This window comes from Fulvitalea axinellae (assembly GCF_036492835.1).
Classification (GTDB): domain Bacteria; phylum Bacteroidota; class Bacteroidia; order Cytophagales; family Cyclobacteriaceae; genus Fulvitalea; species Fulvitalea axinellae.
The window spans coordinates 25912-41077 of sequence record NZ_AP025318.1 but is presented as its reverse complement, the minus strand read 5'-3'; the positions used below and the strand labels follow the sequence as shown (position 1 = coordinate 41077).

The 15166-nt window shown below is 45.8% G+C and carries 9 protein-coding genes; 3 read left to right on the top strand and 6 right to left on the bottom strand.

Translation table 11 applies throughout. The features are described 5' to 3' along the window. The first annotated feature begins 90 nt into the window (after positions 1-90). Entirely contained in the window at positions 91-636 is a 546-nt protein-coding gene (locus AABK39_RS23405; protein WP_338395650.1) for an NADPH-dependent FMN reductase, read from the top strand. Between the two features lie 86 nt (positions 637-722). Here the strand turns inward: AABK39_RS23405 and AABK39_RS23400 are convergent, their stop codons facing one another. The 3 genes from AABK39_RS23400 to AABK39_RS23390 all read right to left on the bottom strand — a co-directional run bounded on the left by AABK39_RS23400 (position 723) and on the right by AABK39_RS23390 (position 4765). Beyond that, positions 723-2606: a T9SS type A sorting domain-containing protein gene (locus AABK39_RS23400; RefSeq protein WP_338395649.1), complete on the bottom strand. Its 1884-nt coding sequence runs from the start codon at positions 2604-2606 to the stop codon at positions 723-725. A gap of 169 nt (positions 2607-2775) precedes the next feature. Further along, positions 2776-4239, bottom strand: a complete 1464-nt coding sequence (locus tag AABK39_RS23395; protein ID WP_338395648.1) for a hypothetical protein — start codon at positions 4237-4239, stop codon at positions 2776-2778. Positions 4240-4270: 31 nt separating this feature from the next. Beyond that, positions 4271-4765, bottom strand: a complete 495-nt coding sequence (locus tag AABK39_RS23390; protein WP_338395647.1) for a hypothetical protein — start codon at positions 4763-4765, stop codon at positions 4271-4273. A gap of 282 nt (positions 4766-5047) precedes the next feature. Between AABK39_RS23390 and AABK39_RS23385 the strand changes: the two genes are divergently transcribed. Next, on the top strand, positions 5048-5470 hold the full coding sequence (locus AABK39_RS23385) for an acyl-CoA thioesterase (RefSeq protein ID WP_338395646.1): 423 nt from the start codon (positions 5048-5050) through the stop codon (positions 5468-5470). A gap of 63 nt (positions 5471-5533) precedes the next feature. Here AABK39_RS23385 and AABK39_RS23380 read toward each other — a convergent pair whose 3' ends face one another. Further along, positions 5534-6382, bottom strand: a complete 849-nt coding sequence (locus AABK39_RS23380; RefSeq protein ID WP_338395645.1) for an ABC transporter six-transmembrane domain-containing protein — start codon at positions 6380-6382, stop codon at positions 5534-5536. A gap of 602 nt (positions 6383-6984) precedes the next feature. On the opposite strand from AABK39_RS23380, the gene AABK39_RS23375 reads away from it, so the two are divergent. After that, the gene (locus tag AABK39_RS23375; protein WP_338395644.1) at positions 6985-7563 is read left to right on the top strand and encodes a hypothetical protein; all 579 of its coding nucleotides are present in this window, start codon (positions 6985-6987) and stop codon (positions 7561-7563) included. Between the two features lie 203 nt (positions 7564-7766). Here AABK39_RS23375 and AABK39_RS23370 read toward each other — a convergent pair whose 3' ends face one another. Then, on the bottom strand, positions 7767-14462 hold the full coding sequence (locus AABK39_RS23370; protein WP_338395643.1) for a hypothetical protein: 6696 nt from the start codon (positions 14460-14462) through the stop codon (positions 7767-7769). Between the two features lie 46 nt (positions 14463-14508). After that, positions 14509-14787, bottom strand: coding sequence for a PID-CTERM protein-sorting domain-containing protein (locus AABK39_RS23365; protein ID WP_338395642.1), 279 nt, complete (start codon positions 14785-14787; stop codon positions 14509-14511). Between the last annotated feature and the right edge of the window lie 379 nt (positions 14788-15166).

Below are 15166 nucleotides of genomic sequence, written 5' to 3'. Positions count from 1 at the left end.
AATCAACAATAACCATGGAACGTCATTTTGATTTGAGAGTCAAAATAAAATGCGGACCTACATTTTTACCACCCCCTAACTTAAACTGCCATGAAAAAGATCTTAGCATTCTCCGGAAGTAACAGCTCAAAATCCATTAACCAGACACTCGTCTCGATAGCTTCTCAAGTAGTCAAAAACCATAAAGTTACCGTGATAGATATCCGTGACTTTCCGGCGCCTATTTATGGCGAAGATTTGGAAGGAGATTCGGGAATTCCGGAGAAAATCGCAGAACTCAGGACTCTGATGGACGAGCACGACGCTTTTATCTTCTCCACTCCTGAGCACAACGGCTACATTCCGGCCGTAGCAAAAAACACCTTCGACTGGCTATCCAGAACCGAAGGGAAATTTTTCGGAGAGAAACCCGTATTGCTTCTCAGTACTTCGCCCGGTGGCTACGGCGGAGCGAATACCCTGAACGTACTGAAAGGATTAGCTCCATGGTGGGGCGCCGAGGTAGTGGGAACATACAGCCTCGGGTCGTTCTACGATAAAGTGACAGACGGAAAGCTGGAAGAGGAAGAGCTATCGAAACTTACAACTAATATCAACGCTCTCGAAAACGCTTTATCAGAGAAGGCTGAAGCCTAAAATTCGCTTTATAAAGACAAAAAAATCCCAGCTCTCTGGGCCGGGATTTCTGTTTTCATCAATGAGAGTAATGTTCGATATTCTGTCTATTGCAAGACTAATCTGGTCTGTGACACTGTCTCTCCTGAAACCGTTCTTAATATATAAGTTCCCGGATTGACATCACCCAAGTCCAACTCTCCGCCCGCAACCGCAGAGACAGACAATACAAAACGGCCGTCCAAAGTATAGATCTCCACGTCTCCTTCTTCCATTCCACGCACGCTCACATATCGTTCCGCAGGATTTGGGAGCACCGTTATATCCGCAACCTGAGATTGTGCATCCAAAAGACGGAACACACTGATACTGGCCATATTCGACATAGCCGAACAGCCTTGCGGCCCCGTAACTTTCACTCCGAATTTATGGCCATTCTGATTCATTTTGGGAGTAAAGGATAAGCTCTTTTCACTCTCTCCGTCCATTATTACCGGATCCGCCTCTTCAGATGGGCTCGAAAACCATTGAAAAGTGTGGCCAGCGATATCTTGGCCAAGCAATTCCACCTCAAGCGTCACCGATTTTCCTTCTTCCGCAGACAGATTTCCAAACGGTTGGATAGCCGGCAGATCATTAATCGTCAGTTCGCCAGACTCTGAATCCATCGTCAGTCCCTGCTGGATTCCCGACACTTTTACGCTATATGCTCCTTGTTTAGTTTTCGCCGCTTTTTTTACTTTTAGGGTATTCGTATTTGTTCCCGAATAATACGAATTGTCATGGATCGCTTTTCCTTTAAAATACCAGCGGTAGGCTGTTCCGTTTGTCGCTTTTACACTAAACTCCGCTTCGCCGTTTTCACAAACGGTAACAGCAACTGGTTGGGTATCGATACTAAGTTCGTTCCCCGCCGCGTTCGGATCCAACAAAAATGTTCCACAAGGAGGCACGTCCCAACCGCTGTCTTTAGGGTCGCCGTAAGTTGTGAATGTGTATACGACATTGGGGTCGGCAAAACGGACATTCTCCGCTTCCCACTTATACTTCGTCTTATTGTTAAACAGGATATTCCGGTCTCCCGGAGGCGTGTGACCATAGCTTGCGCCACCAGTCGAGAAGATATTCCAGCCGTGCCATGTGGCCAAAAAGATCTTATTGTCTTCCACCAGATTACGGCCTTTGTCTTTATTGTGGAAGTTGATATCGACCTCGAAATAGCACTTGGTCACTACATTGTATTCGGCACCTTGCTGAATGGCGAAATGCCTGATTCTTTTCACCGTTTCGCCTTCAATTAGGTTATAACTTCCCCGAACGTCATAATAACCGTTACCACCCGAACCTTTATTGAAGCACCGGTCCACAACGTTGTTTTTGAAAGTGTTGTGCTTTCCCTCTAAAAGTACCGGATCAGTGCCGGACTTGATAATATCGCAGTCCTTAACCCAACAGTCGGAACTGCCGCCGTTTACATGCACCAAGCGTACGTAAAGGTCCTTTGCGCCTGATGGATTATTCTTAAAACAATCCCCGCACCATCCGCCATCAGTTCTGTTTTTTCGGTCTATAGGTTCTATATCGCCGGCGTCCAACGTTACCGTCAGGTTTTCCAGCCCGGCCTTTGTGGCATTTTCAAAAAGCACCGCCGAAGTTTTGCCTGTCGAACGCATTAGGCAACGCAAAATAGTTCCGCTACGGCTTTCTCCCCTTAACACTACATTCGACGGGATTTTAATAGTATTGGAGAAGGAGTATGTACCTTCCTTCAGCAAAACAACTCCGCCTCCGGCTCCCGAAACTTGGTTTAATGTCGCTTGCAGATCATCACCCGGAGACAGGGTTTGCACAATGGACAGGTCATCGGGGATTCCTCCCCGCACACCGGCCTTCATAAACTCGGTCATTTCGGGAAAATCGGGATCATAACACTGTTGCCCCATGGCGTGAAGCGCCATCATACACAATGCAAAAATTAAAACTCTTTTCATAAACAGTTTTTTTAATGTGTGGTGTGTTGAAAAATCAGTGGAAAAAATCAAAAGTGGCCTAGAATTCAGGCTTGAAAAATTGATTTATTAATTTAAAAATTGTGACATCAAACTCCAATTATCATCATGGCAATATCTTTAACAAAGCGACTCTTTTGGCTTTCCAAAATCACTTTCTTTTTTTAGGCACATTCATAAACTTAATTCTTTTCGCCGGCTCCGGATTTAGCAAAGCGTCTCGCCTTTTCATCAAATTCGCCCTTTCAGTTTCAATTTCCGACTTCAACCTTTCCAACGCTCTCAACAGCACCCTCTCCTGCTCAGGCAACTCAAACCCGCCCGGAGCCACTCTGGTTCGCCATGTTTCGCTTTCCGCTTCCATTTCGTCCAGCATCCGTAGTTTCTCTTCATATCTATAAAGGTGTTGCCAAGTCTCCACCCTTGCGTACTGGCCTCCAGTTTGGTCTTGTTCTCCCAGCATCACCACTCTCTGCGGAACAAAACCCCTCTTCGCCACTTTCAATTTCGCCATTTGCTCCGTCAGCCTGGTCACCGCATAGCGCTCTACGGTATCCATCTTGGTCCGTAACATATCCTTATAATAGTCCCTGTCGTTTTTAGCGGATTCCAGCCCTTCAAACTTCACACATACGTAGCGATACAACGCGTCTTGATAATCCAGTTCCTCTTCCTCAGGCCTGTAATTTTCGTCACGTAGCCAAGCGGAGGCAAATTTCATCGCTTCATCCATTCCACCTTCCCCGTCAATCGTTTCCACCACCTTGGTTCCCATTTCAAACAGCCTTTCGGCATCGGCGTGGATCTGGGGAAATTCCTCCAGCAGATCATCTATTAACCGCTCTATCTCGACAATAGACATATCGAGGGAATTGACAAAATTCGGAAGGGGCACTACATCTCCATCCTTTTCCACCGCCACTTTCACTTTTAGATTCTGATCGTCTTTGGCTTTTACCAAAGCGCTCCCTTTCTCCACCAACCCCGCCAACCGATCGATTTCCTGCTCGATCAAATGGACCGCCAAGCCCGGGTTCCTGCTTAATATCGCCCTGATTTCCCTAGCGGACACATCGGGCGCCATAAAGGCGAGATCTTCCGTTTCCGGGAAAAGCATCATTTCCCAATCTTCCGTTTTCTCCACTACGGGAACATCTTCCAGGCTTCCTACGTCTCCTAGTTTCTCCATCTCGGCTTCATAGGCCCACATCAGGTCTTTATTCCGGAAATAATCTGTCTTTAGTTCATTAACTTTGGCAATCATCGCCGCTTGAAAAATATCCGGCTCTTCCAACTGACTGGAAATACTATGGCTAAGAGATTCCAAAGAAGATATTCTTAATGAATGATCGGCCTCTTGGGTTATCTCCTCCTCTCTTAGGTCGGAGATTTCACCCATCACCTCTACAGCTTGCCTTTCCAATTTGCCTCTATCAGATTGTTGAGCATTAGTTTCCGCACGTCTGCGCTTTCCCATCCATTCGGCTTGCATCCGTTCAAAGGCTTTTCCCATAATGCCCAACCGTTTGGAATTACGGAGCATTTCTTCCAAATCATCCTCAACAGGTTCCGCGCCGTCGGTCATATCCTCCCCGTCCGCAAAAATATTGGGCATTCGCTCTGGCTCGGATCCGTGCCGGCGGAGGTCAAAATAATTTTGTTGTAAACGATGGAACGGGATCTCGTTTAGGCAGAAATCCGCCAATTCGGGAAACGGCGTTTTTTAAAGTTGGCGGGGCGGTAGCCGGATTCATCCTTCGGTCCAGCGTCTCGTATTCTTCCAAACGCCTGCGAATTCCCTCAATTTCCGGATTGCTTTCGGCTATTTTGGTTTTTCTGCTTTTGGAAAGTCCTAATTTATCGGCTCGGGCCTGGGCGTAGGCTATAGGCTCCACATTCGGAGCGCCACAGGAAAAAAGATGCCGGGCCAGCCATCCCCTTTGTTTCGTCGCGGGGATATCCGCCATCTCTTCGGCGGTTATATGCGTAAATTCCTCTTCTTCCTGATCTTCTTCGGTCAGTAAAAGAGAATCAAAATCCCGGCGGGTGAACATAGCCTGCACGGGTGGCATCTTGGCCACTCCCGCCTTTCCCGCCGTTCCTCTCCGGCGATGCTTGCTCTGTCCTTGCCTTCTAAACATTCTTCGACACACTCTCCCCCTCTGTCAACCCTAAAGCGTCCCAAAAAGTTAAATCCCGGATAAGTCGGCGCAAAATCACCAGAAACACTGACCTATATTAGTCCGAAGCCTCTTTGCCTTGTATAAATTGGCACTTATCGGCTTTGCTATTTATTATATACTTATCTGATTCTAGGACAAAAAAGTCATCAAGAAGGTATCGCCTTCCTGTATGACAAATAGTTTACCATTCGACAAAGCACTCGCCTATGTCCTATACGGATACTTTTAACGATACACATTATGTTCAAGGACTTACAGCACAACGAACACAGACATAGCTTCCGAGTGAGTTATTCCGATACTGACAAGATGGGGTTTGTGCACCATTCAGCTTATTTGCAGTATTACGAGTCGGCGCGATGGGAAGCTTTCCGGGACTGGGGACTCTGTTACCGAGAAATTGAGGAATGCGGTATCTGGATGCCCGTTACCAAAGCGGAATTGAAATACCTTCGTCCAGCGCATTATGATGATTGGCTAACGGTTGTCACCCGAATCGAGAAAGCTGTGGGACCAACGGTCGTATTTGCATACGAGCTTTACAAGAACGAGACAATCCTGATAAACGAGGCCAAAGTAACGGTGGCGTTTATGAACGAAAAGAACAAGAAGCCCTGCCGGCCTCCGAAGATGATCCTTGACCATATTTCCAAGGAAAGGTGATTCTACACCCAATCAGCAATCAAACTTTTGTTCACCTAAAACCACGAACCAATACCGGAGGCCTCATCTGTCAATTCGCTCCTGATTATCCTGAAGCCTTTCAGAGATATCCTTCAGCCTCAACCACTCCTGATAATACACCGGCAATTCGAACGTATTGTTCATAAACTCGAACACGTACATCACCACTGAGAAAATAGCTCCGTAATTCATCGTCCCCATTCCAACGGACTCAACCACAGCGTAAATCATCAATCCGACCATCGCCAAAAAGACGATCGAATAATTCACGGTCTCCAAATCCGAAAGCCTGATATTCCATCGCATCAGGTTTTTGACATACCCTTTCACCAATAGCGAACGCCCCTGTTCCAATACGCTTACTTGTTTTTCCAGCGTATCGTTATACTTGGTGTTAAAGCGCATGGTCTTTTCCGCCGTAAAACCGAAAACCAACACGGTAACAACCGTTACAACCAGACAAGCCAGAAAAATATTAAGGCTGAAAGAGAACAATAAAATCAGAATACCGACAAAACCGATAACCCTGTTCACCAATTGGGGAAACGAATTTTCAAAGAATTCAACCAACTCCTGCAACATATTGATCCTTGCCGAAAGTTTGGAAGTCTCCGCCGTTTGATTGCGCTCAAAAGTCTCCACTCCCAGCTCCTGATAAATCCCAGCGTAGACTCTGGAGTCATAGAAACGCCGGGCCGTTCCGGTAATCAGCGTCAACAAACTCAGACAGCCCAGATATATGAGTCCAGAATATGATTTTTCCAACACTCCATTAATAGCGTATCCGATAAACAGCGGAAAGAGCACGAAAAGCACGGCTTCCACCAATACGATAAATAAAGTGACGCTTATGCGCCACCGAAAACGGGCAAATATTTGGGTCAAAGTCATGGTCAAAACTTTCTTGCACCAGCTTCGTATTCTTACCGCCAGTGGTTTTCAATGTTTGTTTTTCGCCCTTGCCGCAGGTTAACCGAGACAAAAACATAAGGCAAAATTAGACGGACATACTCACTACTACCTTGACCAATATCAAAAAAAGACGAATATTCAGTTATATATACAACACAGTTATAACAAGACAAATAAATAGATAAGAGTAAGTTTATCTTGAAAAAAGACACAAACTATTTTTTAAAGGAAAAATACTTCACCTCTTCATGATCACTTGAACATTTGTTTATTATATTCAGCTTCATTTTTCATGATTCACAATTGCAAAATCATTGAAAATATCACCTGAAATATCTCTGAAGAGGATAATAGAAAAAAGGTCACAATAGAGAAGAACACAATAAATAAGACAAATACGAATATTCAAAAACGCACTGCCGGGCATTTTCCTTTCATTGAAAACCGGTTTATATAAAATTTCATTCAACAATATTATACAATATTATGTTTATATAGATCAGTCTTCTTTACAATCTATTTAGCACATTATGCGAGGTATAATAACACGAAGAATTTCTCCCGTACTTTTTGTTGTGTTTATGACAATAGTAGGGACCCATGTTTTCGGACAAACCATAAAAGTCACCCAAGGTAATCTGGATTTTCTGAAAGGCCAACATAGCTTACGGGTGAAATACGTCTATGACAGTATGCGGGTAGGAAAATTCAGAAATGAAAAAGACTACATCCGAAACCAGATGGAAAAGCTGAACAAAGAGAAATCGGGTAGCGGAGAGGAATGGAGGATGAACTGGTACAGAAGCCGGACGACCAGCTATGAACCGGTATTCCTGAATCAACTGTCGGAACAGCTCAAAACCAAGAAGATAAAAGTCAGCAGTAAGGGTGATTCTCCGTATACAATGGTATTAAAAACCACATACACACAACCCGGATATGTAGTGGGTATGGCAAAAAAAGACGCCTCCATTAACGTAGAAGCCCGTTTTTTCAAATCCGGAGATCCTGAAAAAACCGTTTCTACAGTAGTCGTAAAATTCGTAAAGCCTCCAAAACCTCTAACCTTTAAGGACACTTCTTTGGACGGAAGACTGGAAATGGCTTATGAACATTGCGGAAAAATTCTGGGCCAATATCTCAACAAAACGATGCCTTAAACTAGCTATAGGTCACCTCTTCAACAAAAGTAGCTATAGTATTATATATTAAGGATAACAGAACTTTAAATTTGCATAAATTATAGATTGAAGAATGGATATTTCCTAAACGGAATACGTAAAACAAAGGGAGCGGAAATAATCCGCTCCCTTTGTGATTCTTGGGCTAGCCAAGGTTTTATTTGCGCACTTTTCGCGCCTCCCTATTTTGCCATCAACTGCCCCTCAAACGTTTTCCCGTCTGATTTCACTTTATAGATATAGGTTCCGGGAAGAATCCGTACACCATTAGCCCTTGGCTTCCATTCAATTTCCGGGTAATCGGTTTCCGCTATTCTGGCGAAAGAGTCGATCAACGCACCTCGCAAATCAAACATCTTCACTTTTACGCTTTTCCCTGTACCAGATGGAACCCTGAAAGTAACCATATCCCTAAAGGGATTAGGGCTAGCCGAAAATCTTACAGGCCCGTCCTCCATACCTTCGATGTTCAGGCCGATAACAGAAAACGGATTTAATGTTTGGTCCACGGCCAAAGCTTCAACACCCTTTTCGGCGAGGGCGATTTTAGGAAGTTCAGAACCTTGGTTTTTTGAACGGTATGTAAGACGAAGGATAGGCTGGTTCGCGTTCTTCGAATCAAAGGTTTCGTTCCAAAGAATATTAGCCACACCCGATTTCACGTTTGCCTGAAGATTACCGTTTGCCAAGTTCTCCCATTTCGCCAACTCGTATTTTCCGCTTTCCCAAGCCAATGAAAACTGAAGGCCCGATAAATCTGTATCGCAATAAAGCTCGATACTCTGGGTTCCGTCCTCATTCGTTTTCCACGGCTTGGAATGCAAGTACCGTCCTTGGCTCCGGGTTTGTTTGTCCATTTCACCAACCGAACCTTTTCTGACCGCCGTAAAGCTGTAAACTCTATCTTCGTCCGACTCTTTTACTAAAGCGTTAACCTCGTGCGTCAGATCTTCCCAGTCTCCGGCCTTTATTTTCTGTACCGATTCTTCGGTCAGAACTTTCCAATCGGTCTCGCTATCGTCACGAAGTCCCAAGATCACTTCACGCAAATCCCCGATATCGGCGGTGGACACTTTTCCGTTACCGTCAAGGTCAGAAGCGTATTCGTCCAACGCATCCGAGAATGTATATGTCCCGAGGATGGAACGCCGTATCTTGACCAAATCGAGAACACTTGGCTTAGAATCGGTTGTACTAACTTTCGGGCGCAAGCCCAATATTTCTCCCTCAAGCGGTCGGAAAGCGTGCTGGTCAGACCCGGTGACAGGTTCTTGCTCCTCTCCGTCCAGGCTCCATTGCCAGACTGTTTTTACAGCAACACTCCCAGATTTGTCTCGAACCTCGCCTTTTACCTTCAACGCCTGACGGATAATCACATTTCCCGTTCCTCCCGAAATCGGAGCGTCCACAAGTTTGTCTCCTTTTAATGTCAATCCCTGTCCGCTCAACTTCTCCATTTCGAATTCGCTTTGGAAAGGCGCGTCATCCGTTACGCGATAACGGGCCAAAAACAACGTATCGCCATCCTGAAGGCTGAGACCGTCGGATTCTACGCTTCTCCATTCGATCCCTATTTTTCCGGATCCGATTTCGCCTTTGTCAAGGTCAAATTGCCCCGGGATTTTCGTTATCACATTTTCGAAAGAAAAAACGCTTTTATCCCAATTGAGGTCCATATCCAGCGATTTCATCTTTTTGAAATCTTTCGCCCGAACCGGAATATTTACCAAACGCCCTTCGCCGGCTTTCACATTTCCGAAATCCAGATAAACCCGGTTCATCAACTCCTTGTTTCCAAGCCAAATTTTGAACCGATCAGACGCATAGGAAGACTGGTCTGAATTGACTTCAAAAGCGTAAGAGTCAACCGACAGCATATCGACGGTATCTTTCAGGTGCTGATCGATTATCTTTATGGATCTGCTTTCTTTAAGCTTCCGGTATTTGCCGAATTCCAGTTTATGCGGACCCAATTTGGCCGTGCCAAAGCTTATGTTAATCAACGAATCCTCTGCCGGGAAGGGCTGGTTTGACAGCCTGGCTTCCACGGATTTGTTTTTCGTGCCATCTCGCTGTGTTCCTTTCGCCAAAATAGCCAACAACGTCTCGCTTCCCGACATCTGGAAATCATCTTCCGCCAAATCGAATTGGGCGGAGGCCCGATCATCGAAACCTAAGGCCACCGGCAAGCTTTGCCCCGACGGCCCACGCAATTCCACAACGATTCCTTCCGAATCCGATTCCGAAGAGTTTGATTCCGTTCTGAAAAGCGGCCTGTCAAAGACATTCACTTTTGAGGACTCCTTGAATACTATCGAATTGTTCTGGTTCACCCTTCCGCCTCGCTTATATACCAAAAAGGCTTGTCCGGGCGCAATAGTCAGGTCAGGGTCGGAAATGTGTCCGTCATAGTCCGTGTTATCGACATAATCCCCGCCGTTTGTATTGTCTTTAAGGAAACGATAAGTCCCTTTTTCGCTGTCCCAAACGTATGCGGTATGGTGCCAAAGGCTAGGGTCGTTTTGATCCGCCAGGAGCTTATCCCAGCTTATCGGGCACGGGTAAGGATTCGCCACCAAATTGAATCCGTGATAAAGCGATGTTCCCGAATAGCGGGTTTTTATAGAAATATTCCCTTTTGGCAATGTTCCGTTTTCCTCGAAAGTGAGCGTGCCGTCTACGAGATTTTTTCCGTAAACATAAATCGAATAGCCCAAACCGGCGGTAATGGCCGTGGTGGGATCAAAAACTCCCGTCCAATAAAACTCTTCGGAAACGTCTGTCTTATAATCTCCGTATTTCTTCTCGTCAAAAAGGTTCACGCTGGAATTTCCCGCCCCCATATACATATGGAACTGCGATTTCCAATCCCCGAAAATCTGCCCATTCAACACCGGACCAAAACGCATCCAGCCTTGGGACAATTCTCGCTCCGTTTTTTTGCCGAAAACCCTTTTCATCGTAAGGATTCCGTCATTGTTGGAGCTGGTCTCTGATTTTCGGATTCTTACCGCATTCGGTATAGCTATTTCAGGAATGATGGCGTATTTGTCCTCATCCGCATCCAAGTAAATGCCATTGGGAATCACCAAAGTGCCCCGCTCCAATTCAAGCGTTCGGTTTATACGAAGTTGCTGGTGCAACGTTACTTTTCTTGCTGATGAACCTTTCGCCAAGGTGACATTCGGAATTTCATGAGCGTCGGAAACGGATTGGTCAATATTTCCGACAAAACGTACCGAGCCAGTCCCGGCTGTAAAAGTTCCGGCATCGCCATCCCAGTTATTATATAAGTCCAAGTCGTAATCGCCCAGACTAAAATTGAGATTTTCATTCGTGAAAAAATTCCCAGCGACACTACTGTTCTTTTCCAACGTGGCTGTCACTTCGCCAGCCGGTTTTATTTCGACGCCACCAAATTTTCCCGATCCCGTGAATGTCATATGGGGAAAAACAAAATCAGACTGGGGCATAAGTTTTAAGGAAATACCCGGCGTACCAGTTTTCCCGCTAAAGACGATCTCTTTCACCAACGACTTTCCGCCTTGACTCAGGTCCAGGGCAGTAATGGTATTGGTATGTTCCAAATCCAATGTCAATCCTCCCTCATAAGTACCCGGAAGGTCGGTTATGCCAAGGTGCTGAAAACCGTTGACAACCTGTAAATCGGCTCCGTTTCTTAAACGCAAACGCAAAAGGGTTCCTTTTCCCGAACCGGTCATACCCAATCCGATTCCCTTGACTTCGGTGTCCGTTCCGATTTCGATATTATAAGCGTGATCGTTCTCAAATACCGCTTCGATCTTATCCGAAGGAATTCCGTTTGTTTTCACATAAGTGCCGTCACCCAACTTGCCTCGCCAATTTTTCTCGTCAAACCAGTCCATCGTATATTCATCCGTGATATGGCTCTCATCTGAGTCTACCGGGCCGGCCCAATACAACGTACTCAAAGGCGGATGAATATCAAAGGTTTGCTCGGCCGTATATCCGTGAGGGTTTTCCGCCTTTATCGTAACGGTTTCCGGAGCAGAAACCCCGCTGGCGTCACCGCGCAAGGCGTACACTTGCGCTTCGTGGATTTTCCGAACCCTAACGTTCCCACGGTCCGACACATACAATGCCCCCGCATCGTCAACCACCACGTCAAAAGGCGACTTAAATAATGATTCTCCTTTTTCAGAATCCTGAAAACCAGAAGTCACGGCTTTACCTCCAATCGTAGTCACTACTCCCGTAGGCGAAACTTTTCGAATCACATGACCGTAATAATCCGCCACATAAATATTGCCTTGCTTATCTATATCAATACCGTTCGGCCCTTTGAACATCGCGGTGTTTTTGTCGCCGTCCACAACATCGTCTCCACCAGTTCCGGTAAGCGTGCTAACTTCGCCATTCGGCAATATCTTACGGATACGGCGGTTCCCTCTGTCCGCGACATAAAGGGTTCCGTGCTTGTCCACGGCTACGTCAGTCGGAACCCTAAACTTAGCGTTCAACCCCACTCCGTCTTGGTAGCCCCTGCCACTTCCGGCAACGGTGCTAACCATGCCTTCAACCGAAATCTTCCGGATATGGTTAGTGTTGGATTCAGCCACAAAAACATTCCCTTCCTCATCTACACATAAGCCAAATGGTCCATCGAACAAAGCCTCCGCAGCTGGGCCGTCTTTATATCCTTTTGGCCCGTTGTCATCGCCATCCGGGCCAGCCAAAACGGTTACGGTCCCGCCTGAATCAATTTTCCTGATTCTATGGCCGTAGTATTCGGCAAAATACACATTCCCGGAATTGTCTACCGCCACACTCACGATTCGAGTATTGAAAGTAGTGTTGTAAATCGTGCTTACACTTCCGTCCGTGCTCACTTTCCTTATCTCGCTCCTGTTATTCGCCGATTGCGCTACGTACAAGTTTCCGTCACTATCACGGGCAATGCCTCCCATATTAGAAAACCTGGCAGTATTCTTTGGTCCATCGGTCAAACCTCCTCTTCCCGATCCCGAAAAGGTCTCTACATTTCCACCTAAATAGTTTAAGGTCGCCCAAGCGGGAATACTCGATGCGCTTAAGTTAATTTTGTCGTTATCCGGTCCCGAAATACCGAAAACGTATTCATAATCAACCCCTTCAACCGGCAATTGAACCGGGTCTCCTTCGATTGATATTCCCTCTTCGTGGACATAGTAATAGCCCGCTTCTCCAAGCAAGTCTTTGGGTTCGTAACTGTTCCCCCCGGCGTCGACAATATTGTTTCCCGCACTCAACTGGACAGACAGGGTTCCGGAACCGGAAATGCCAGTCATCACCACATGGTATACGTTTGGCCCTCGGCCACCCTCACCGGGCACCGGAATAATCTGCGTAATACTCGCCGTAACTCCTTCTGTTGTCTTCGTGATAAAATCATCGGGACTTACGTTGCTCACTGGCTCATTAAACGTAACGGTATAATGTGCTTCACCACCTTCCACAACATCTCCGTATCCATCTCTTCGCTCGATGGAAAGTAGGTTAGGATTTGCGTCAGAAACGGTAAGTGTAAACGCTTGTTCCACATTTCCGCCATTACCGTCCGTACCCCGCAATATGATATTGTGCGAACCTACATGGCCATACGAGTTTCCGTAAAGCCGGAATACCCTTTTCTCTTCCTCTATTTTCCTAATCCGGTGGTTATCGGCATCGGACACCAACAAATCCCCTGAATTCGTTCTCATCAGAAACGAAGGCCTGTTGAATGAAAAAGCCTTATTCTCCGCCATATCGTATCCGCCGTCCGTAACTGTCATGACGCCAGCCTGACCATCCTCATCAAAGGCTATCCTCCGGACTTTGTTGTTAAAATCGTCGGCCACATAAATGCTCCCGTCTATATCAACCAATAGCCCCTCGGGATCATGAAACTTAGCTTCCAGAGCAGGTCCATCCTGATAACCTTGCGATCCTCCCGCAATAGTGGTAACGCTACCGTCGGGCGCCACTCTCCGGATCCTGTCGTTCTGCCTGTCAACCACTATAAAGTTTCCGTCAGCGTCAACATCGATTCCAAGAGTCCTTCTGAACTTCGCCTCGTTTGCGGGGCCGTCTTTGTAGCCCTGTCCCGGACCACCGGAAAACCAACTGGTTGTGTAATTATTTCCCGGACGAAGATCGACTCTCCGGATAGAGTTGTTTCCTTTATCTGTGAAGTATAGATAATCTCCCTGAATTACCAGATCCGATGGAAAACGCAATCCCGAAGTTCCTACCGGGCCATCAATATTGCTTTTTCCATTTCCTCCGGCTATCAAAATGACAGTGGCGTTACCGCTGGCATCAAAAGTGGCTTTCCACAGGCTATGTCCGAAGTGATCAGCGATATACAGGTTGCCATCAGCATCCAAGACCAACCCCCGAGGCGTATTCAACTGAACGGAAGTGGCCTCACCGCCAACAACCGTTGTCACTTGGCCGTCAGGGGAAATCTTACGGACAATATGGTTATTCTCGTCGGAAACGAAAATATTTCCGTCGCTGTCCTCAACCATTCCTTTCGGCCAATTGAATAAGCTCTCGGCTCCCGTCCCGTTCCGATAGCCTTGTGAAGATCCCGCTATTGTGGGTACGGACATTCCCAAATCTTCATGCGACATCCAACCGGGCAAAACACTATTTGCCCAATCAATACTGGTTATGTCTTTGTCTTGGTCGAACAGCACTATGATATATTCGTACTGTTCATTATCCCGTACGGTAACCTTGGGTGATGAAGAGAATACGGGGTCATTATTAAGCGAAGGAGGCGGAAAAAAAGGCCTTTCCCCAGCGATAACAACACCGAAGACACTGATAAGAAATAAAGCGATTAAATATCGGGTAGTATATGCGCTCATGATTCAATAGTGTTCTTTCTTGTGAAAAAGGGAGTTACAGATAACTTCATGAGTTCTTTCCTTTATTATTCTTGATCACTTTACGAGCCCCTAACGCAACCCCGGCTCCGATTAACAGGCTTACGCCTCCGTCAATCGGCACATCAGTGGGGGGATTAGGGTGTCCTGGCAAAAAACTTCTGCTTTCTACACCGGACTGCACCTCGTCCAGACTCGGGCCGTTTCCACTATTGGAACTACCTGGAGTGATTTGCGCAAAAGAAGTCCCCGTCCCCAAAAACACAATTACGCCAGCAATAAATAATACTGTTTTTAATAAACTCATACCGAAAATATATCACAGGCACCAATGCCTATCACTAAAGGAAAGATGATGGAAACCTTCCTTCCGTCCACCATACCTACCTTCTTTCTTTATATAAGACCGCCTAAATTGACTGGGCAAGATGAAATTATACTTATATTTTTATATTTGCAATCGTGCAATGTCTTTGTTGAATAATCTGTTATATATTACCAACCCTCCGTAGAGTATCAAATATTTATATTTCGTGACTAAGCACGTTTTCTATATGATTTTTTAATGTTTTAAAATGCATATTTTATAACAAATCAAATTAACCTATATAATTTACATAGATACATATATTTTTCGTTTTAATGTTCCGTATTGATACCAACTAGGACCACTACAGGACAAATCA